At 36.2% G+C, this 21,550-nt stretch carries 24 protein-coding genes; 5 read left to right on the forward strand and 19 right to left on the reverse strand.

The window, feature by feature from the left end; translation table 11 throughout:
- The first annotated feature begins 173 nt into the window (after positions 1–173).
- Both AC6CHV_RS00935 and AC6CHV_RS00940 read left to right on the forward strand, forming a co-directional pair.
- A complete protein-coding gene (locus AC6CHV_RS00935) occupies positions 174–302 on the forward strand; it encodes a hypothetical protein (protein ID WP_309099552.1) in 129 nt (42 codons plus the stop codon).
- Positions 303–464: 162 nt separating this feature from the next.
- The gene (locus tag AC6CHV_RS00940; protein ID WP_165918300.1) at positions 465–620 is read left to right on the forward strand and encodes a hypothetical protein; all 156 of its coding nucleotides are present in this window, start codon (positions 465–467) and stop codon (positions 618–620) included.
- A gap of 22 nt (positions 621–642) precedes the next feature.
- Here the strand turns inward: AC6CHV_RS00940 and AC6CHV_RS00945 are convergent, their stop codons facing one another.
- The 10 genes from AC6CHV_RS00945 to desA all read right to left on the reverse strand — a co-directional run bounded on the left by AC6CHV_RS00945 (position 643) and on the right by desA (position 9,555).
- Entirely contained in the window at positions 643–1,458 is an 816-nt protein-coding gene (locus tag AC6CHV_RS00945) for a DNA polymerase beta superfamily protein (protein ID WP_498077895.1), read from the reverse strand.
- A gap of 108 nt (positions 1,459–1,566) precedes the next feature.
- Positions 1,567–2,004, reverse strand: coding sequence for a histidine utilization transcription antiterminator HutP (hutP, locus tag AC6CHV_RS00950; protein WP_121448695.1), 438 nt, complete (start codon positions 2,002–2,004; stop codon positions 1,567–1,569).
- A 169-nt stretch (positions 2,005–2,173) separates the two neighbouring features.
- A complete protein-coding gene (locus tag AC6CHV_RS00955; protein ID WP_341331684.1) occupies positions 2,174–2,578 on the reverse strand; it encodes a MaoC/PaaZ C-terminal domain-containing protein in 405 nt (134 codons plus the stop codon).
- Positions 2,575–3,024, reverse strand: coding sequence for a MaoC family dehydratase N-terminal domain-containing protein (locus tag AC6CHV_RS00960; protein WP_341331683.1), 450 nt, complete (start codon positions 3,022–3,024; stop codon positions 2,575–2,577). Before AC6CHV_RS00960 ends, AC6CHV_RS00955 begins: the two co-directional genes overlap by 4 nt.
- A 130-nt stretch (positions 3,025–3,154) precedes the next feature.
- A complete protein-coding gene (gene pgoN, locus AC6CHV_RS00965) occupies positions 3,155–3,994 on the reverse strand; it encodes a glyoxal/methylglyoxal reductase (RefSeq protein WP_498077896.1) in 840 nt (279 codons plus the stop codon).
- 382 nt (positions 3,995–4,376) lie between these two features.
- On the reverse strand, positions 4,377–6,134 hold the full coding sequence (locus tag AC6CHV_RS00970) for a sulfatase-like hydrolase/transferase (protein ID WP_498077968.1): 1,758 nt from the start codon (positions 6,132–6,134) through the stop codon (positions 4,377–4,379).
- A 129-nt stretch (positions 6,135–6,263) separates the two neighbouring features.
- Complete coding sequence (locus AC6CHV_RS00975) at positions 6,264–6,437, reverse strand: twin-arginine translocase TatA/TatE family subunit (protein WP_498077897.1); 174 nt, start codon at positions 6,435–6,437, stop codon at positions 6,264–6,266.
- 93 nt (positions 6,438–6,530) lie between these two features.
- Positions 6,531–7,130 carry a response regulator gene (locus tag AC6CHV_RS00980; RefSeq protein WP_341331680.1) on the reverse strand — a complete coding sequence of 200 codons (600 nt, stop codon included), beginning with the start codon at positions 7,128–7,130 and terminating at the stop codon, positions 6,531–6,533.
- Positions 7,127–8,260, reverse strand: coding sequence for a histidine kinase (locus AC6CHV_RS00985; protein ID WP_498077898.1), 1,134 nt, complete (start codon positions 8,258–8,260; stop codon positions 7,127–7,129). The genes AC6CHV_RS00980 and AC6CHV_RS00985 overlap by 4 nt, the downstream gene beginning before the upstream one ends.
- 257 nt (positions 8,261–8,517) lie before the next feature.
- On the reverse strand, positions 8,518–9,555 hold the full coding sequence (gene desA, locus AC6CHV_RS00990) for a Delta(5) desaturase DesA (protein ID WP_341331678.1): 1,038 nt from the start codon (positions 9,553–9,555) through the stop codon (positions 8,518–8,520).
- A gap of 307 nt (positions 9,556–9,862) precedes the next feature.
- On the opposite strand from desA, the gene AC6CHV_RS00995 reads away from it, so the two are divergent.
- On the forward strand, positions 9,863–10,453 hold the full coding sequence (locus AC6CHV_RS00995) for a guanylate kinase (protein ID WP_498077899.1): 591 nt from the start codon (positions 9,863–9,865) through the stop codon (positions 10,451–10,453).
- A 47-nt stretch (positions 10,454–10,500) separates the two neighbouring features.
- Here AC6CHV_RS00995 and AC6CHV_RS01000 read toward each other — a convergent pair whose 3' ends face one another.
- Positions 10,501–11,433: a manganese-dependent inorganic pyrophosphatase gene (locus tag AC6CHV_RS01000; RefSeq protein ID WP_341331676.1), complete on the reverse strand. Its 933-nt coding sequence runs from the start codon at positions 11,431–11,433 to the stop codon at positions 10,501–10,503.
- Positions 11,434–11,522: 89 nt separating this feature from the next.
- The gene (locus tag AC6CHV_RS01005) at positions 11,523–11,816 is read right to left on the reverse strand and encodes a DUF6509 family protein (RefSeq protein ID WP_498077900.1); all 294 of its coding nucleotides are present in this window, start codon (positions 11,814–11,816) and stop codon (positions 11,523–11,525) included.
- 179 nt (positions 11,817–11,995) lie between these two features.
- Here AC6CHV_RS01005 and AC6CHV_RS01010 point away from each other — a divergent pair, with 179 nt between their 5' ends.
- Entirely contained in the window at positions 11,996–12,196 is a 201-nt protein-coding gene (locus AC6CHV_RS01010; RefSeq protein WP_121448684.1) for a hypothetical protein, read from the forward strand.
- Positions 12,197–12,230: 34 nt separating this feature from the next.
- On the opposite strand, the gene AC6CHV_RS01015 is transcribed toward AC6CHV_RS01010, so the two are convergent.
- The 6 genes from AC6CHV_RS01015 to AC6CHV_RS01040 all read right to left on the reverse strand — a co-directional run bounded on the left by AC6CHV_RS01015 (position 12,231) and on the right by AC6CHV_RS01040 (position 18,502).
- The gene (locus AC6CHV_RS01015) at positions 12,231–13,184 is read right to left on the reverse strand and encodes a TRC40/GET3/ArsA family transport-energizing ATPase (RefSeq protein ID WP_498077901.1); all 954 of its coding nucleotides are present in this window, start codon (positions 13,182–13,184) and stop codon (positions 12,231–12,233) included.
- A 14-nt stretch (positions 13,185–13,198) separates the two neighbouring features.
- Complete coding sequence (locus AC6CHV_RS01020) at positions 13,199–13,462, reverse strand: cory-CC-star protein (protein ID WP_341331674.1); 264 nt, start codon at positions 13,460–13,462, stop codon at positions 13,199–13,201.
- A gap of 71 nt (positions 13,463–13,533) precedes the next feature.
- Positions 13,534–15,279 carry a carbon starvation CstA family protein gene (locus AC6CHV_RS01025; RefSeq protein ID WP_341331673.1) on the reverse strand — a complete coding sequence of 582 codons (1,746 nt, stop codon included), beginning with the start codon at positions 15,277–15,279 and terminating at the stop codon, positions 13,534–13,536.
- 225 nt (positions 15,280–15,504) lie between these two features.
- On the reverse strand, positions 15,505–16,299 hold the full coding sequence (locus tag AC6CHV_RS01030) for an ATP-binding cassette domain-containing protein (RefSeq protein WP_498077902.1): 795 nt from the start codon (positions 16,297–16,299) through the stop codon (positions 15,505–15,507).
- Entirely contained in the window at positions 16,274–17,302 is a 1,029-nt protein-coding gene (locus tag AC6CHV_RS01035; RefSeq protein ID WP_341331671.1) for an ABC transporter permease, read from the reverse strand. The genes AC6CHV_RS01030 and AC6CHV_RS01035 overlap by 26 nt, the downstream gene beginning before the upstream one ends.
- 177 nt (positions 17,303–17,479) lie before the next feature.
- Positions 17,480–18,502 carry an ABC transporter substrate binding protein gene (locus AC6CHV_RS01040; RefSeq protein WP_498077903.1) on the reverse strand — a complete coding sequence of 341 codons (1,023 nt, stop codon included), beginning with the start codon at positions 18,500–18,502 and terminating at the stop codon, positions 17,480–17,482.
- Between the two features lie 312 nt (positions 18,503–18,814).
- On the opposite strand from AC6CHV_RS01040, the gene AC6CHV_RS01045 reads away from it, so the two are divergent.
- Entirely contained in the window at positions 18,815–20,158 is a 1,344-nt protein-coding gene (locus AC6CHV_RS01045; protein ID WP_498077904.1) for a sodium-dependent transporter, read from the forward strand.
- 36 nt (positions 20,159–20,194) lie between these two features.
- On the opposite strand, the gene AC6CHV_RS01050 is transcribed toward AC6CHV_RS01045, so the two are convergent.
- Positions 20,195–21,532, reverse strand: coding sequence for a CNNM domain-containing protein (locus AC6CHV_RS01050; protein WP_498077905.1), 1,338 nt, complete (start codon positions 21,530–21,532; stop codon positions 20,195–20,197).
- Positions 21,533–21,550 lie beyond the last annotated feature (18 nt).

Genomic DNA, 21,550 nt, shown 5'->3' on the forward strand with positions numbered 1-21,550 from the left:
TCTATGCTCTAGATGTGAATTATTTTACTAAAAATAAGCTTAAGAAACATCTTTTTGTCGAAATTTGTATATTATTTTCCTTTTTACCTATGATATAGAGGACGCTGTAAAATATAGGAAAAAAGAAAAATGTATAAAACAGCGGACATAAAAACTAAAAGGAGGATTGACAATTGGCTAAAAAGAAAAATAACCAGTCTCAAACAGGAGCAAATAGTATGGACACGGAATTTGGCGCTGAGCAAGGTTTAAGTAAAAAGGCAAGGAAGAAAGCTGCACGTGAAAATAAGAAAAACAAATAAATAACCAACTTTTATTTAGTAAAGTGCATTCGCAGATTTTCGTACCGGTACATATTTGACCTGTTCCTAAGCTAGTAATTTATTGGAACGGGTTTTTCTTTTTATACAGGTTATTGGACAACTGTATCTGTCCGTATACTTGTTTAGAGGGGGAGATATATAGTGAAACAAGTAGAGATTCAAATGATTTTATTTGTCGGAGTAACTTTAGCTCATGAATATTGGCTACACTGGGGACTACCAAGGGTCTACTATTGGGATGTTAGACACTCACATCTGAAAAAAATAGAAGATGATTCAGATAATAAGATTGCATAAGAAAGGGATAACTTTGTTACCCCTATTCATGGCTACGATTTCTTGTTTCGTCAGGTTTCCAGACTTCAGTTAGTATATCTCTAAAAAGTTGATTAAGGAGTCCAGTCTGATTAAGGGTACTTGATTTTATTTTTGTATTATAACGTTCCAGATGATGAATTTCGTGTTCAATAAATTTGTCTAGCTCAGTTAATTGGTTTACTAATTTTTGACCAGAAGTCTTTACTCTTATTAGATTCTCGATTTCCAGTTTTAGTTTGTCCTCATTTATCACTTCGGCAACAAGAGTATTCAAATCAAGACTAACCATTTTATTATATTTTTCAATTGATTTTGCCATCAACAATGGCCGAATCACATTGATATACGTTTTAACATGTTGACCTTTTTCTTGAATAGCTTTAAAATTTCCTTTTGCCATTTTTACATAGTGGTACATGCAGGGAATAGGTGATATAACGGCAGGTTCCAAAAGTCGAATTCTTTCAAAGAAGGAATACGCTTGGAAATAAGTAATGTTCGAGTGCAACCATTCCAGAAGCGCAGGATTAGATTTACGAAATAGCCGAAGTGCCTTTGTAAGTTCCCAACCAGTCATATCAACTAATGGATTAACTGGGATGCCTACTTTATCATGTTTCGGAATTTCAAGAACATCTCGCTTTTGATCAATTGAAAGGTACCAATCGGGATGATGGATATAAATAAAACGAACATCATAATCACTTTCTTCACTTGCAATCCCCCAAGTTCTGCTTCCAGATTCACAAGCGTAAAGAATTTTAACGTTGTATTCTTTTTCAATTTGATTAAGAATCTCTACAATATGTTCTTCCAATATGACACCCCTTCCTTTCATAAGAAAAGGAGATGCTCTTGTCATCTCCCTTTAGTAAGTAGTATTCTCATTTTACGTGCACATAAAACTTTCCATGTCCTATAAGCTCTAAATGTGGTTAATCCCAAGACCAATTGTTTCGTGTTCAAGTCCTTTAATTGGCGCACCAATTGTTCCATAAAAAGCAACGGCTATCCATTCTCCCTCTTCCTCATTGGTATAAGGAGTACCTCGGACGATGGCGAATCGTAGACCGACTGTTCGACTGATTTCGCCTATTGCCGTTTGCCCCCTTGTTACCCCTTCGATTCCTTCAATTATTGCGTGATACAAGGCGTGGGTTTCACGATACTGCGACTCGTGTATAAGGCCATGACGCTTTGCAGCTGTTTCAACAGCAGCAATTACCTTCTGCATGTTCATCGATCCGACTTTTCCTTGGCAGTAATTAACATCCTTCAACGTAAATGATAAAGTTTCCATTTCTTTTTCCGTCAATGTAGCTAAAAGTACAGCAATCTTCCCAATTGCTATTTTTTGACTCATAACTAAGAACCTCTAATTTCTGAATTTTCTTATCTATCATCTTCTTATTATTGTAAACTTGAGTTAAATCCATTGTCAATGGTTTTGGTAAAATTTAGTATATTAGTATAGTAATAATCTACCTTGTTAAAGTATGGGGGAATGATGAAAAACCCATTTTTAAATGGGTTTACTTGTATTTTATAAAAATGACATTTCCTTTGATTACATGCTTGTCATGCTGATTGTATGCAGCAACATCAAAAGTTAGCACGTTTTCATTAATTTCTTTTAATGTGGCTTTTAAAGTTATCACATCATTCAAAAACACCATGTTACGAAAACGGATGGAATAGGTTTGAATATAGCCTTCTTCATAAAAAGGTGTAAATAGTTTTGCTAGATTTCCCATTGTCCACATACCATGTGCAATTACACCCGGTAACCCAGCCTTATGTGCTTCATCATCGATAGTATGGATTGGATTGTAATCGTTGGATGCACCAGAATATTTTATTAGGTCCATCCTAGAGACTGGCGGAAGTTGGAGATTTTGTAGTGAATCACCGATTTGAATATTTATTAACGAATTCATGCCAACATCTCCTTTCTAACCGCCTCTGTGATAATTACGATTATCTTAGATGAAAAGATGAGCTCGCCCTTTACATCTTCTCCATTTTCACTAATAGTTAGAAAACCCATTGACCCTGTAGAACCTTTTTTCTCAACGTAGTTTTCGACCTTTGAATAGCAATATATCACTTCGCCAACACGTATTGGCCTTTCATAGTTGAAAATTTGTTCACCATGGATAAGCCCTTTTTCCGGTAAGACAAGCCCTTCTATCCTTCCAAATTCTAAGACTCTAGGAAATGTTGGTGGTGCAATATTCGTTTTATATCTGGAAGCCTTCCCATACTCTTCATCAATGAAAATAGGATGAGCATCACCAATGGCCACAGCAAATTTTTTGACCGCTCCTCTTTCAATAACATTTTTCACTTTTACTGATTGCTTGCCGATAAACTCTTTTAGCACCTACAACACCCCTTTTGTAGAATTATTGTTTTTTTCTTTTTACATAACTAAATTTTATTTTGAAATTTCAGATAATATAAGTTGTATGAATAAAAGCCACACAGTAAAATCAGTGTGGCTTTCTATCAAATCACTCAAATCCGGTTGTCATTTCGTCAGGATGTGAGCCTATACGATCATTTTTGTTGAGCGCGCTTATTTTTTCCATATCTTCATGTGAAAGTTCAAAATCAAAAACATCTGCATTTTCTTGTATGCGGTGCTCTTTAATTGATTTTGGAATCGTAACAACACCGTTTTGAAGGTCCCAGCGTAAAATGACTTGTGCTACTGACTTATTGTGTTTTTGACTGATTTCTAACAATGTTGGATCATTCAGTAGTTCTCCTCGTTTTAGTGGAGACCAAGCTTCTAACTGAATACCTTCCTTTTTACAGAATTCATGCAATTCCGTTTGTGTTAGGTGTGGATGGTATTCAACTTGATTCACCATTGGCGTAATCTCTGAATTTTTCATAAGATTTTCAAGATGATGTACTTGGAAATTGCTAACACCAATTGCACGTACACGCCCTTCTTTATATAGCTTTTCTAAGGCATGCCATGTTTCAATATACTTGTCTTTTCCTGGCCAGTGAATTAGATATAAGTCTAAGTAGTCTAGACCTAATTTTTGTAGGCTTGTTTCGTAAGCTTGCAGTGTAGATTCATATCCTTGGTCGCTGTTCCAAACCTTTGAAGTAACAAATAATTCTTCTCTGTTAATACCAGATTCACGAATTGCTTGTCCAACACCTTCTTCATTTTTATAAACAGCTGCAGTGTCAATGCTTTTATAGCCATGCTTAATTGCCCATTTGACAGAGTCAATAACCTCTTGCCCTTCTTGTACCTTAAAAACCCCTAGGCCAAACCATGGCATTTTTACTCCATTATGTAATGTTGTTGTATCCTGAAGACTTTTGACCATATAGCTCCTCCTCGTTTGAGAAAAATTTACCCTTTCACAGTTTCTCACACGTTAAATGATTTTTCAAATGTAAAGGCTTTTATTTATAGAAAAAATGAAAGTCTGGTTTATTTAGGAATAAAGAATTTAGTAAGTTTTTGTGCAGAAATGATAGAAAAAACAAGAAGAATCAATGGTCCAAAGAATAAAAATGCGACATTATGTAGACCATGGACACCCAATGGCAAAATAGTTAATACAAACTGTATACTTTTAATATAAAGAAAGAAAAAAAATACGAATAAAATACAAAATAAGAGTTTACTTTTATCCAAAAAGTCCCCTCCAAATATAGTTTTCTACATTTTACCATAGATTGCTAATAAGGAGAGAACCTTTTCATTTATTTATGTGTAGGTGTAAGACGCTTTTGTTTACGCTGCTCATTTAATAGGTTTAAAAGCAGTGATTGCACAAGTTTTGATTCAATTGTTGCATTCTGCGGATGTGCAAGATTTATTTGTTCCAATGGATCTTTCGTCAGGTTGTAAAGTTCGAATTGGTCAGGAAGTGGTTCGGTTTTTGTTGTTACTTTTGACACAGTAATTGTCACGTCTTCCCCTGCTGCAACCTCACTCTCTACTGTTGTCTGTTTGTCTTCAACCCCAGGATTACTCCAAAATTGCGGATTGTCAAAATACCTGGTAAATTTCCAAAGTTCGTTTTCTCGATGTGAACCCGTTGCCATATAGGCAACCACTGCTTCAATATGGTTTGGTTGAGTAACAGATTCATAGGGTTTGCCAGCAAAGGTTATTTGGTTAAGTCCCCGTGTAACATCGTCATCTGTCATAAAATATAACGGCTCATTTGCTCGCAAAAACTGTGAGTTCCCCTTAACTAAAGGGCTTAAGTCACGTCCAACAAGGGAATGTACCTCTGAATGATTCTTTTTTAGTTCCCTCTGTGTTTTATTTACATCAATATCAGCTAAACCTAATAATGTTGGAAGAATATCAACATGACTTGTTAGCATGGTGGTTGTTTTACTTTCAGGAAAAAGTATAGGATTATGAATGATAAATGGAACATGAATAGATTCTTCATACGTGTTATACCATTTTTGAAACAATCCGCCATGTGCACCTAGCATGTCGCCATGATCAGAGGTGAAGATGACAACGGTATCCTCATAAAAGCTTGAATGCCTTAGAGCATCGTAAACTTTTGCCATCTCCGAATCTACTTGTTTCTGAAGGGAGTAATACAATTTTCGGTAAAAAAGACTATCTCTCGTTGGCTGGAATGTCTTTGGATAGGTTTCACGATAGCTTTTTTGGGCAGTAGGTTTAGTATCGAGCGATTCATTTGCTGTAGGCGCTTGTGGAATATGCGGAAGAGTTGGGTCTAGTTCAAAATTAAATAAAGGTGAATGTGCAGTGAGTTCTCCATATAATGTGATATCGTGTGGATTCAAAAATGAAGAAACAATTAGCCATGGCTCTTCACTTGCTTCCTGTTCAAGTGATTGAATGAGTTCAACAACTTCCCTTGCATAAACCTCATCACGACCTTTTGTACCGATTGCTGCAGAAGATGCTGAGTTACGAGGGTCTGAACCATGTGGCTCCGGCCCAAGCCAACCGGAAAATCCAAAGTCATCTAGACGATTCGCATCCAGATAGAGTTGTTCTAATTTATGGTCTGGTACTCCCGTGGAAGGATTATAGCTTTGCAGAGAAGAGTGTGTACCAGGTATTAAAATATCTGCAACACTTGTATGCCACTTTCCTTTCCAAAAGGTTTTATATCCAGCATTTCGAAAATAATCACCAAATGTAGGGACAGCATTGGGGTCAAGCCAAAAGACATCTGGTTCAAAACTTTCAGCCGCTCCTCCAATCGTTTTCGTCAGTCCGTGTAAGGATGGATATTGTCCTGTATAGAGGGTGGCTCTACTTGGAGAACAAGCAGTACTTCCTATATAGTGATTCAAGAATTCTAACCCATTCTTTCGTAATAAATTTTGGGTTATCAGATTTTCTTCACACCATTTTTTAAGTTTCTCATCCTCATAAACGGTTGGGAAACGCTGCTCATCCACAATAAAAAACAAAAAATTAAGTCTCCGCTTTTTCTGTGGCTTGTCAATGCCCTTCATATTCACTTGTGTTCCTCCTTGTTCCAAACTATGGATATTATATGTTATGGTTGAGGAGGATGATTACACAAACTAGTGAATTTTACCCATATAAAAATGAGAGGCTAATACCTCTCATTTGCATGTTTCTTATTTTGATTTTGTTTCAACATCGTCATCATCAAGTATGCCTTTTGTTGCTTTTTTAAATTCGCGAAGTGTTATGCCCGCAGCTTTGCCAAGCTCAGGTAGTTTCTTAGGTCCGAATACAAGTAATGCAAAAAAGATGATTAATACTAATTCTCCGAAACCGAGGTTTCCCATATTCATTCCACCCTAAACGAAATGTATTGCAACCTTATTTTAGTCCTACTCCAACCTTTTTTCAATTAAATTTTCACAAAAGACACGTCATTTTTATTTAAACCAGCCTTTTTCTTTCGATTGAGTGATGGCTTCGATACGATTTTTGACTTCGAGCTTATCCAAGATAGTAGAAATATAATTTCGGACAGTACCTGTTTTAATGCTAAGTTCATCGGCAATCTCTTTTGTATTTTTACCGTCGGCCACAAGCTCTAGAACCTCTCGTTCACGCTCTGTTAATGGATTTTCGTCTGCATATAAATCATCCATTAATTCAGGAGCATAGACACGTTTTCCACTCATCACACTACGAATCGAATCTGCCAATTCATCACTGGGACTATCTTTAAGGAGGTACCCTTTCACACCAGCCCTTAATGCACGTTGGAAATACCCAGTACGCGCAAAGGTAGTTAATATAATAACCTTACAATCCGTTTCCTTTAATTCTTCAGCAGCTTCAAGACCGGTTTTTAGCGGCATTTCAATATCCATCATGCATATATCTGGCTTGAGCTCCTTCGCCAGGGTAATCGCCTCTTGTCCATTACTTGCCATTCCAACAACTTCCATATCGTCCTCTAAGTTTAAAAGTGAACCAAGCGCCCCAAGAACCATTCGTTGATCTTCAGCAATTATGATTCGTATCATAAAAGTCCCTCCACTTCGACCTGTTTTCGTACATTTGGAATTTTAATAATCAATGTTGTGCCATCAGTTGACTGGATTTCAAGGCTACCATTTACAAACTCTAAACGTTCTCGCATCCCTTGAAGTCCATGACCACCAACCATATCTTTAGTAGGATTCTTACCAATCCCATTGTCTTCGATCATGACAGTGATTTCATCTTCAATCTGGGCTATTTCAATTTTACAGTGACTTGCTTTACTATGTTTGACAACATTGTTGATGCCCTCTTTAATCAACATGCTGATGATGTTCTCGTAAAATAGTGAAACATCTTTCAGAGAGTTGTCCTGTATATACTCAAATTCTATCCCTGCAGCTTTTAATATTTGTTGAACTCGAACAATTTCTTCATTAATACGGATACCACGCATTTGTGAGACCATTTTTCGAACTTCATTCAAAGCTGTTCGTGCTGTTTGTTGCACATCTTTTAATTCATGACGAGCTTTTTCTGGGTCTTTATGAATGAGTTTTCTAGCCAAATCACTTTTTAAGCCAATCATTGAAAGCTTTTGTCCTAATGTGTCATGAAGGTCCCTGGCAATCCGTTGACGTTCTTCTTGTTTGACAAGTTCCGCAATGCGTTTATTTGCATCCTCTAGTTGTTCCTCGAGCTTCTCTTGTTTCTTTTTGTTATAAATATTAAATGGTAATAGAATTACGCTGATCCAAATGATAATAACGAATGGTAATTGGGAAAGAAACACTTCGTCTTGTAATACGAGATTGTAATTTATAGAAAATGTTGTAGCCACAAGGTGTATGATGTACAACGTTAAAAAGGCTACGCGGTTCTTGATGTGTCCATTGTAATATGCAATATAAAAAGCAAAATAAATAAATGCAAAGAGAATTGACATGGTTAATGAAATCCCGATTAGGATTGACGTCCAAAGATATACGGGCCATTTTCTTGAGATAAAGGCAAATCTGAGTGAAATGAAAAAGATGACCGTTAGAATGATGCCAGTAATTATTTCCGGCGTCGATGACGATTGAAAGATAAAATAAAACGGCAGGATGCTAATTACTGCCCAAATATAAGGTGAAACTCCTGACCATTTTTGAAAAAGTGAGTATTTCTTCATAGAACTTACCCTCATTTAGTTCAAGATTATTTTGTATCTTATCATAGCATAATCAAATGCGCCCATGGCGTATTTGAGCCCGATTTTTTTCGAGCAAGCTCGAAAAATTACATCTGAAAAATCGTGGCATCCGCCGGAGGCTTTTACTTTATTCATCCGGGTTTTTCCCACTGAATTGTTTAGATGTTAATAAATCATACTACAGCATAATGATGAAGTAGCATACTCGCTGAATAAAGTTAATAGGAAAACCCAGCTTATTTTTCTAAGCTGGGAATCTTTTTAATCTCTTTTTGTTCGGCAACCATTTCTTTAATTTTTCCATAGCCTACAAACACTTTTTCTTCTTCATCCCACAAACGGAATTTAAGTGATTTTAAGCTTGTTTTTAAAGTGATGGTTGGTACCTTTTGAAGTGGTTCAGTTTGATTGTGTACCTCTTCTAGTTTGTAATTCGGTACTCGTGGGCTTAAATGATGCACATGGTGATACCCGATATTGCCTGTTATCCATTGTAATGGCTTTGGTAGCTTATAAAAAGAGCTTCCTTCAACTGCAGCTTTTACATACTCCCAATGCTCATCTTCTTCGAAATAGGAATCTTCAAATGTATGTTGAACATAAAATAACCAAACACCTGCAATCCCTGAAACCATAAAAATAGTTCCTTGAACGATTAAAAATGCCTGCCAACCAATTATCAGACTTACTATTACAGCGAGTGTAATGATTCCTAAATTTGTAATATACGTGTTCCAACGTTCCTTCTTTTTTGCTTTTTTTCTGTTAAAACGATTTTCAATTAGGAATACAAAGATTGGCCCTAAAATAAACATCACAAATGGATTTCGGTAAACTCTGTAGCACAGACGCTTCCAAGCAGATGCTTCCAAATACTCTTCAACTGTCATAACCCAAATGTCTCCGGTACCACGTTTGTCAAGATTTGAGCTTGTTGCATGGTGGACAGAATGGTCATGCCCCCATTTACTATAAGGGAATAATGTTAATATCCCAGTAATCGTACCAACGATTTTATTTGCTGTGCGATTTTTAAAGAAAGAGTGATGACAACAGTCATGGAAAATGATAAAAATTCGGACAAGAAACCCCGCTGCAACTACGCCAATTACAAGTGTCAATAGATAAGAAATGTTTAATGAATAATAGGCAAGAACCCATAATCCAAGATAAGGTATTAAGGTATTACAAAGTTGCAATACACTTGCCTTTAGGTTTGATTTTTCAAATGGTGCCACTTGTTTACGTAAGCTTCTTTGATCTAATTTGTTCATTTAATCCTTTCCTTTCTAAATTCTCATTTCATATTTTAATCAGATTTTTAAATTTAATGAGGAAATTGCTGACAAATCGCCAACAGTTTTCTACATTTCCAATGTTACAAAAGAATAAAGATTTGCACTAGACATAGGTGTCATGTGAAATACATGATAAATGTCATATACCATGTACAAAAATTTAAAATACACAAAAAATTAACATTCAATTTTGGGCTAAAAAACATTTTTTATGCTATACTTAAAAAACAGAATATTTAAACTAATATTCATTCTAAAAAATTCTTTTAAAAGGAGGAAACCTATGTACAGATTAAAAGACAGTGAGAGGATTTTCATTTATACTGGCCCAGATGGTTCTGGCAGAAAGACTTTAGGAAAGATGGTTGCAACAGCATTTGATATGCAGACTGTTCCCTCATTCACAACTCGAAGCCCCCGCCCTTTTGAAAACAACGGAGAAGATTACCACTTTGTAAGTAAAGAAACCTTTCGCCAAATGATGCAGCAAAAAGAATTTCTAGAGAGTGTTGAAATTGATGGACACTTTTATGGAATACGTGAAATTGATATTGTAAATATTTTTAAGAAGCATAAGGTAGTTTATTTAACGTTAAACCCTGAAGGTGCAGATCTTTTGAAGGAGATGTATGGAGATAAAGCAGTTCGTATCTTTGTTTATGCTGATCGAGATACTGTACTAGAACGCCAGATAAAACGTGGGGATAGCCCTGAGGACATTGAGCGCCATATGAAACACTATAGTGAGACAATGGACTATAGGTCTGCTTGTGAGCATGTGTACGAAAACTATGATCTACCTCAGGTCTCATATCAGATAAGTGAGTTAATTGAAACCTATTTAGATAGACAATTAATTTCGGATGATTATTAAAAATTAAAGCCCTAAAGAGGCACTAAACTCTTTAGGGCTTTATGATTTTATAGGCTATTGAAGCTCTCTGTAAGTACTGGAACAACTTGTTTCTTACGAGATACAACACCTTTTAATTCGGCAGTTTTGTTATCAAGTGTAACATTAAATGCTTTTTCAACTGCTTCAGTTTTTGCACCCACTGCAAGCCCTACAGAATCATTGTTTAGAATGTCTGTAATCACAAGTAAGAATAAATCAAGGCCGTTATCATTGATTTGTTGATTCATTACTTCTTCTAGCTCACTCTGTCTTGAAAGAACATCTTGAGGGTCCACAACATTAACCTGTGCAATTTGAACTTTGTTACCGTTCATTGAAAATTCTTTAGAATCTAGGGAAACTAATTGCTCGGCTGTTTTGTCACTCACATTAGCACCAGCCTTTAACATTTCAAGACCGTAGTTATCAGCATCGACACCTGCAATCTCAGCTAGTTCCCGCGCAGCTTTTACATCTTCGTCTGTACAAGTTGGTGATTTAAATAGGAGTGAATCTGAAATGATTGCAGAGAGCATTAAACCAGCAATTTCTTTTGTAATCTCAACATTATTTTCTTTATATAGCTTATTAAGGATTGTAGCTGTACAACCAACAGGCTCTACGCGGAAATATAATGGATCACTAGTTTCAAAATTTGCAACACGATGATGGTCGATTACTTCTTTGATTTTTACATTTTCAAGTCCGTCGGCACTTTGTTGACGTTCATTATGGTCAACTAGAATTACGGATTGAACTTCATTTGCTACATTCTCCACTAAACGAGGTGCTTCTGCTTTAAAATAATCCAATGCATATTGAGTCTCACCGTTTATTTCTCCTAAGCGAACTGGTTCAGCGTTCAAACCAAGATTCTTTTTTAATTCCGCATATGCGATTGCGGAACAAATTGTATCAGTGTCCGGATTCTTATGACCAAATACAAGTACTTTTTCCATTTATTCATTACTCCTTATTGCTTAATATGTATGATGTACTCTCTCATTTTACACAAAGATTCGTAGAGATTAAACAATTTTGGCCATTTTTATTCATTTTCTTCTTCTAAATGTGTTTTGCAAAATTCTTTCACAATTGTTTCTTCATCTTCCTCAAGTTCAAAATCAAGCACTTTTTGAGTACTTTTTTCATAAATATAATATTGGGCAATTCGCTCACTATTTGTGTCAACCGCATATATCACTTTTAATTCAATTCCATTTTCAGAATATAATTCATCATCCTCTGGTACTTCAATGTCTAGAAAGAACTCGTATCGCTCACCTTCTAAAATCCCAGTAGGATCCTTTAATTTTTCAACCGTATATCCAGTAATATTCATAAATTTTCCACCCTTCCATTTGAATTGAGTCCGTACCTATTATACACATTCTTTCCTTAATGGTGAAAAAATTGTCCTCATTCATCGTGTTTTTGGGAACCTTATACATTTGACACATAGGACATCCTTTGAATAAATAGAATATTATTATATCCCATTGGAAGAGGAGTTGTTGTTAAATGACGCTACTTAATAAAATCGCATTATTCTTTGTCATATTATACTCTGGTATTATCTTGATGAATACGTATTTAGGGGAAACTGAAAGAGTACAATCGAATGTTGTCATCTTTATGTTAAATGGCTTTGCTTATATCGTGTCTGCAATGGAACTGGAAAAAGAGAAAAATCATTTTCGTGGAAGTCAATCTACAGCATAAAAAACGACCGCTTCGTTATCAAGCGGCCGTTTTTTTATTCATATTTTGATTGTGTAGCGAACTTTCTTTTAATATGTTCTGCAAAATCCTCTAACAACTTAACTGAGTTTATATCTGTTTCAAATAAAGGGATATAAAATTTTTGTTGAGTTGGAAATTCTTGTTCAATTTTTGATATATATTCTTGTTCATTACTCTTGCGTTTTTTCAGAAATTCCCCATCGATATTTTCCGCTAAGAATTTATTAATAAACAGTGTATTGACTCTTATATCATGCCTATCTAGTAATCTTAATGAATTTGCTGTTTCGATGATTGGCAACCTCTCTGGATTAAGGACGAAAATAAACCCAGTCATGCCTTTGTTTAAAATGATTTCCCTTACAGCACTAAAGCGTTCTTTCCTTCTCTGCAACACTTTATAAATAGGATCATCAATTGGTTCGCCGTCATTTAGCAACTGTGTATAGGTATCATTTCTCTTCTTTCTTCTCTCGAGCATTCCATCAATCCAAACACTCATTAATTCAGGAAGAGTAAGTAATCGAATTGTGTGTCCAGTAGGTGCCGTATCAAAAATTATTGTATCATAGTGTCTACCTTCATCGAGAATGATAGAAACGATACGATCAAATAGGGCCGCCTCTTCTGCCCCTGGGGAGGAACTAGCAGCATCAATTTGCCGATTAACCTCATCTTGCATGTGTGAACTAACTACACCCTGTATATGTTCTTTTACGGTTTTAATATATTTTCTAGATTCAATTTCAGGATCAATTTCAATTGCATCCATACCCGGGTATACCTCAAGGGCTTGGTTCTTCAAGGATTTGTGAAAAATATCCCCGACATTATGAGCAGGATCGGTCGATATGAGTAAGGTTTTATGGTCATTTTGGGCATGTAAAATTGCTAATGCTGCAGCACTCGTTGACTTTCCTACTCCTCCTTTTCCACCAACAAATACAATCTTTCTATCTCCAATCATTTTGTTCCCTCCATTTAACAACAGCGAATGCCTGTAAGCGGAGATTTCTCCATCCCCATTCGCAAATGCCAGTCATGAAATTTTTCAAGCATATAAGGATAAAGCTCCAATGTATAGTAAAAAGCAGGGTTTGGGAGTCCGAGAGTTTCAGATAAACATAGAAGTAAGAAAAGGTCATCTTCATTTCTTAACTCTCGTGCAATTTCTGTGCGATGATTTACTGAAAGAATCTCATCATATAATTGGAGCATTCTCTTCAATGCTTCTATTCCCTTCATTCTTTCACCTTCTTTACATAAAGTGAAAAAGGAAGCCCTCTACATCAAGGGTTCCTTTTTCAAACGGGTATCTACATCTTTGAATCAATATTATGTGGTGTATCCTTATTACTTAATTCTTTAAATGCAATTAATACAATCCATACGGCAAAAATTAAAATGATACTTCCGAGAATAAATAATAGTAAATTGGTATCGGTACCTCCTACACCTGCCCAGTCAAATATAACTTGTTGGACCATTGCCCAGACGGTCATGACAAGCAGGAAAAGCATTGGGATAAGAGTAACTAAATAATTTCTACCTAGTCGTTTTAACCATACAGAAATTAACATTAAACTAATAGCCGCCAATAGCTGGTTAGAGGTTCCAAACAATGGCCATAATACATATCCACCAGAACCAAACCCGTTAGGTCCCTTCGGTAAAAGTACTAACGCGGCACTCGTAACAACAGCAACTGTTGTAGCAATATGTGCTTTTTGAAGTGTAGGAAGCTTATATTCAGCTCCTAGCTCTGCAATAATATATCTCATTAAACGGACAGACGAGTCCAACGTTGTTGCAGCAAAGCTAACAACGATTATCGCAATAATCGTGGCTGCAATATCGGCAGGAATACCTATCCCCGTAGCTAACTGTGCTCCACCTGAAATAAAGTTTCCTAGTCCACCAGAATTCGCTGCTGCAAAACTACTATATGCTGCTTTAAAGTCTCCAGCATTTGCAAACAAAGTAACACAAGCAATGATTGATATTAAGGCAAGGAATCCTTCCCCTACAGCACCAAAATATCCTACAAAGCGAGCATCAGTCTCTTTATCTAATTGCTTTGATGATGTACCTGAAGATACAAGTCCATGGAAGCCAGAGATTGCACCACAGGCAATGGTGATAAACATGAGTGGCAACCATGATTTATCAGTTGCATCCGGATTCATCATAGGAGCTGTTACATCTGGATTTAAAAATACAAGCCCCAAATACATTATTCCTAACCCAATTACGAGTTGGTGAGAGTTGATATAGTCTCTCGGTTGAAGTAATTTCCACACAGGTAGTGTGGAAGCAAAATAACAATATACCATTAGGATAACAATCCAAACAAAGAATGCCATAGAAACTCCGCTTAGACCAAATAATGTCGTAGCTTCTGCTCCACCAAAATAGCTTACAAGATCAATTTGTAATGCAGGAATCTTACTTGTTAGAACGGCTGAACCATACATGATAATGAGTGACACAATGGATGGCAGTAACATACTTCCTTTTTTCCTGTAGACAGCATATCCAATCCAAATGGCAAGTGGTATTTCAATAAATACAGGAATGACACTTGCCGGAAATTTGATAAAGAGATTTGAAATTACCCATGCAAATACAGCGTTTACCATCAACACCAAGATCAAAATGATAAATAAAAATAAGAGCTTTGCTTTTTTTCCGATCAATTTATCTGCAAGTGTACCTACAGACTGCCCCTTGTTTCGGACTGAAAGGACAAGTGTACCAAAATCATGTACTCCTGCAGCAAAAACAGTCCCTAACACAACCCATAATAACGCAGGTCCCCAGCCCCAATAAACAGCTATTGCAGGACCTACTATAGGTGCTGCACCTGCAACAGAAGTGAAATGATGCCCCCATAAAACATGTTTCTTAGTTGGTACAAAATCAACACCATCATTAAACTCGTGGGCAGGTGTAACGAAATTTGGATCAAGGCGATAAATCTTTTCAGCAACAAATTTTGAATAATAACGATAGCCTAAAATAAAAACAATAGTACCAAACACTGCTAACCATATTGCACTCAAGCTAATCCCTCCAATACAATTTTTATTAGTGGTATTGAACCTTAATGCTCATTTATATGTTAATGGCCTATTGTAAGCGTTGTCAATACCATTATCTAAAAAATCAATATATTCAAAAAACGACAAAAATAGTAGTAATATTATTTCAAAACGCTTACTCAATTCTATTATGGACATGCAAAAACCCGCGAAAGGTTTATGCTCCTTCGCGGGCTTTTTTGTTCGTTATGAAAGTAATGCACGATCATTTGTCATTTTCGCGCCTCTGATTCGTTGGAACTCATTTAGTAATTGATCAATTGTTAAATTTGCTTTTTCCTGTTCATTAACCTCTAATATGATTTGTCCTTTATCCATCATGATCAGACGGTTCCCTAAATCTAGAGCTTGCTGCATATTATGTGTGACCATTAATGTTGTTAAATTGTATTTTTCGACGATTTCTTTGGTTAAGTTTGTGATTAACTCTGCACGAGTTGGATCAAGTGCTGCTGTGTGCTCATCGAGCAACAATATTTTCGGTTCAGTGAAGGTAGCCATTAATAGCGATAATGCTTGTCGTTCCCCTCCTGATAACAATCCCACATTTGCAGATAAGCGATTTTCTAATCCAAGGTTTAGTGATTGGAGAACCTCTCTAAAGTAGTCCTTGCGGTTTTTTGTTACTCCTCTTCGTAAGGTCCGCGTTTTATTTCGTGAATATGCCATTGCAAGATTTTCTTCAATGGTCATATTTGGCGCAGTACCTGCCATTGGATCCTGGAATACACGCCCAATAAGCTTAGCCCGTTTATGTTCTGGTAAAAATGTAACATCCTTTCCAGCAATATTAACTGAGCCAGCATCCGGTATGAGCACGCCCGATATTACATTCATTAATGTTGATTTACCAGCACCATTACTACCAATTACAGTTACAAAATCGCCTTCTTTTAACTGTAGATTGGTCCAATCCAAAGCGATCTTTTCGTCGGGTGTACCTTCATTAAAGATTTTATGAATTTGATTTAAGTGTAGCACTTGCTTCACCCTCGCTTTCTGAAGGTACGTTTTTCATTCGTACAAGTTGTTGTCGTTTTGCTCGTCTGCTCTTCTCTTTTGTTCCTTCAAGAATTTTTGGTAGGACAAGTGCAATGATTACGATGATGGCAGTAATCAATTTCATATCTCCAGGTTGTAGGAACTCAACTCTTAATGCTAAGGATACAACGATACGATAAATAATAGCACCACCAATTACTGCAAGTGTTGCTCGTGCAATCGTTTTGGCACCAAAAAGGGCTTCACCAATAATAACGGATGCTAAACCAATAACAATCATCCCAATACCCATTCCAACATCGGCAAAACCACCTTGTTGTGCAATGAGTGATCCTGAGAATGCTACAAGCGCATTTGATAGACCTAATCCAAGAATCGTCATTAAGTTTGTATTAGCAGAAAAGCTGGAAATCATTTTTTTGTTGTCTCCAGTAGCTCTCACTGCAAGACCGATTTCTGTTCGTAGGAAAAGATCAATTAAAAACTTAATCACAAGTGTAACAACAATCATAAATAATAAAATGCCCCAGGTCTTTGGTAGGCTATCTCCAAGACCGAATGCTGTTAACATTGAATTAAACAATGAATCTAATCCTAGTGATGCAGATATATCAGATACGTTTGTAAAAGTTGTATCTATATTTAATAATGAAACATTTGATTTACCCATAATTCGAAGATTGACTGAATAAAGGGCAATCATCATCAAAATACCAGCTAGTAATGCATTAATTTTTCCTACCGTGTGTAGTAATCCCGTAATACTACCAGCAATAAATCCAGCAACAAGGGCAAAAAGTGTTGCGATAAAAGGATTTACTCCATTCGTAATCAAAATGGCGGAAACAGCAGCTCCTGTAACGAAGCTGCCGTCGACCGTCAAGTCTGGAAAATCTAGTATACGGAAGGACAGGTAAACACCAATTGCCATGATTGCATAGATGATTCCTGATTCAAATGCCCCAAATAATGCTGTAAACATGTTGAATCATCCTTTCTTTAAGTACTGTTCAAAAAGGAGGATGAAAAGGACCAAGAAGTTCGAGGCGGCGAAGTTTTGAGTACCGGAACGTATGTAGTTGATACGTGAGGAACGCAAAAACAAGCCAACGAAGAAATTCGATGTGTCATTTTCACCGGACTTTTTGAACATCATTGTTTATTCACCTTCGTAGATGTCAGCCAATTCTTCCCATTCAGGTTTAATTTCAATTCCTTGCTCTTCCGCTGCTTTTTTATTAATGAAAAGCTGTAGACTGTTTGGAAGTTCAACTGGAATTTCAGAAGCCTTCTTCTCACCTTTTAGAATGGCAGCAGCCATAAGTCCAGATTGATATCCAATATCGTAGTATTCAAATCCACTTGCGGCAAAACCACCAGCTTTCATTGAATCAAGTTCACCAACGAACAGTGGAATATCTTCCTCATTAGCTACAGCTATGATTGAATCTAAAGCTTGAACTGCAGTGTTATCTGTTGGAATATAGATTGCATCAACACGTCCTACTAAGCTTTGAGCAGCTTGATTCACTTCAGCAGTTGTAGATACAGAAACTTCTACTAATTCCGCACCGCCTTGTTCTGCAAATTCTTTCACTTGTTCAACCTGTACAACAGAGTTTTGTTCACCAGAGTTATAGATGACTCCGATCTTTTTCGCTCCCATTTCACCAGTGATGAAGTCAATTGTTGTTTTAGTAGCATCTGGGTGGTTATCAGTTGTACCCGTAATATTTTCGCCTGGCTTATCAAAAGCTTCTACTAAACCAGCACCAACAGGGTCTGTTACTGATGTGAAAATGATAGGAATTTCACTAGTTGCATTTAGTGCAGCCATTGCACTAGGCGTTGCGTTTGCAAAGATTAAGTCCACTTTGCTACCGACAAGGTTTTGTGCAATTGTTGCTGTGTTACTTTGCTCACCTTGCGCATTTTGGAAATCAAATTTTAAATTATCGCCTTCTTTAAACCCTTCATCTTCTAACGCTTTTTTGAAACCTTCTGTTGCAGCATCTAAAGAAGTATGTGGTGCATATTGTGTAATACCAACTACAACTTGATCTTTTGCACTGCTGCCGCCAGTAGTATCCTTTGAAGTACCATCGGTCTCTTCACTCCCGCATCCTGCTAAAGCAAGGAAGCCCGCTAATACCACTCCAAGCATTTTTGTTGAACCTTTCATTGCATATCCCCCCGAAATTTCTTTACTCTTTTTTGATTTTCTAGTAAGCTATTACTTTACTAGAATAGTAATTTTCATACACTTTCACTTTACTGCATAAAAGCGAAAAAGCGTTAATGTATGCCATTGGTTAATCGTAATATTATCATTCTAGGCGCCTTCCGTCAATTATTTTCTGAAGATTTTACACTTTCAGCTTATAATTTTTTTTTAATTGCGTAAAAAGATATTTTGTTTTCTTATGATAATACGTTTTATTTTATTTCACGTTACAAAAAATATAATAATATGAGTTGCAATGGAGGTATTTGATTGAAGCAAACGGCACAATGGTCATCAAAATTAAGCTTTATTTTAGCAGCAGCAGGATCTGCAATCGGATTAGGGGCGATTTGGAAATTTCCTTATGTGGCAGGTACTAGCGGTGGTGGAATTTTTTTCATTATTTTTCTTATATTCACTTTGTTAATAGGTTTACCCCTTTTATTAGCTGAATTTGTAATTGGTAGAAAGACTCAAAAAAATGCGATTCAATCTTTTAAAGAATTAGCACCACGAACGAACTGGCATATCGTTGGTCGATTAGGTTTTTTTACAAATGCGGTTTTACTTTCTTTTTATAGTGTTGTTGGTGGCTGGATTTTAATTTATTTGGTAAGTGGCAGTATTGGTAAATTAAATGGTTTAACGGAATCTGAGTATGGTGCGTATTTTGGAGAAACCATTGCAAATCCATTTCTAGTTGTGCTCGCACAACTATTATTTATGTTAATTACGATTCTTGTAGTTGCAAAAGGAGTCCAGGCTGGTATTGAGAAGGCGAGTAAATGGATGATGCCTGCACTTTTTATTCTTTTCATCGTTATTATTTTTCGTTCAATCACGCTTGAAGGTTCTCTTGAAGGAATCCTGTTTATTTTAAAACCTTCTATTTCATCACTTACTTCTGATACTGTTCTTTTTGCACTTGGTCAATCCTTTTTTGCTCTTAGTGTTGGGGCTTGTACAATGTTAACTTATAGCTCTTATCTTTCGAAGAAGGAAAACATGGTACAGTCAGCGTTCTCGATTGTGGGGTTAAATATTCTCGTTACACTATTGGCAGGGTTAGCAATATTTCCAGCTGTTTTTGCTTTTGGATTAGAGCCTGATGCTGGGCCTGTACTCTTATTTAATGTGTTACCTACTGTCTTTGGAAAAATGCCTTTTGGTATTTTATTTTTATTAGCATTCCTGCTTTTATTTTTATTTGCTACTCTTACGTCCGCTTTTTCGATGCTTGAGTTAATTGTAGCAATCTTGTCAAAGGAGAACGAACAGAAACGAAAAAACATTGCGTGGATGGCAGGAATAGCAATCTTTTTACTGGGTGTCCCATCTGCCCTTTCTTTCGGAGTATTAAGCGATGTTAGTTTATTTGGAAAATCAATTTTTGATCTTGCTGACTTTCTTGTAAGTAACATTCTTTTACCTATTGGGGCTTTTTTTATATCGATTTTCGTGTCATTTATAGTTCCGCGAGAAGCACTCTATAAAGAATTGCAAATGGGCAGCAAATTTCCGATTATTGTGATACAGGTTTGGTTCTTTTTAATTCGCTATGTTGTTCCAATTGTAATTATCATTGTATTTTTAGATAGTCTGGGTGTTATTTAAAAAAGGTGTTCCAAATTTAATTGGAACACCTTTTTCTTACTCTTCTTTTTTGTCCTTATCTTCTGTAGCAATATTGTTAATAACCTTTATTCTCATGATTCGTTTCTCATCCATTGCATCAACTTTAAAAGTATGATTTTCGTATTCAATCTCTGGGAAAGTATCTCCTGAAGGTATATATCCCAATTGGCCAATCACAAAGCCGCTTAAGGTATCATATTCATCTGTTGGAAGATTAACCTTTAGAATATCCTCTACTTCATATAAGTTAATCGTCCCAGCCATGGAGTATGTCATATCATCTAGCTGAATGTATTCTTCATCCTCAATTGTATAATCGTCATATTCGTCAAAAATATTTCCGACGATTTCTTCAATTAAATCCTCAATCGTAACAATCCCATCTGTTCCACCATATTCATCGATAACAATGGCCATATGGATATTATTTTTTTGCAATTCCTTAAATAATTCATTCGTGTGTTTGGATTCCAATACAAAATAAGGATCTCTTAGCAGGTCTTTTAAGTTAAACGATACATCATCACAGTCATCAACAAACTTTATTAATTCTTTCGAATGTAGAATTCCAACTATCTGATCAATACTCTCATCATAAACAGGAAAACGTGTGTATTTTTCTACTGTTACGAGGTGAATAATTTCTTTCAATGTATAATCAAGCGGTATTCCTATAATATTCGTACGATGTGTCATGATGTCCGACACTGTTTTATTATCAAACTCAAAAATATTGTTGATCATAATTTTTTCTGATTCTTGAATAGTCCCTCTTTCTTTACCAACATCGACCATCATCCGAATTTCTTCTTCTGTTACATTTTCATCCTCTGCATTGGGATCGACACCAAATAATCGAACAATTCCATTTGTTGATACCGTTAATAGCTTAACAAAGGGCAGTGTAATCTTGGATAAAAGCGTTAAAGGTCTAGCAGCAATTAATGAGATTTCCTCTGCTTTTTGTAACGCCAGCCTTTTTGGTACCAGTTCTCCTATTACTAATGTAAAGTACGATAGTATGAGTGTTATGACTACAACTGAAATTGTATCCAGAAGAGCTGGTGCAATTGGGACTTCAAGGTCAATTAACCATTTAGTTAAATATGTAGCAAAGCTTCCAGCAGCAAATGCACTCGCTAAAAAACCTGCTAATGTAATACCTATTTGTATTGTTGCTAAAAATCCACTTGGGTTCGATAGTAGTCTGTGTAACAAAATAGCTTTCTTATCCCCACTGTCAGCCATCAATTTTACTTTATTATCATTTAGTGAGACCATTGCCATTTCAGATGCTGCAAAAAAGGAATTTAATAAGATCAAAAGAACCAGGATTAAAATCTCAGCAAGCATTTTTAGTACCTCCAAGCG

This window comes from Ferdinandcohnia sp. GQ5, from assembly GCF_059759275.1.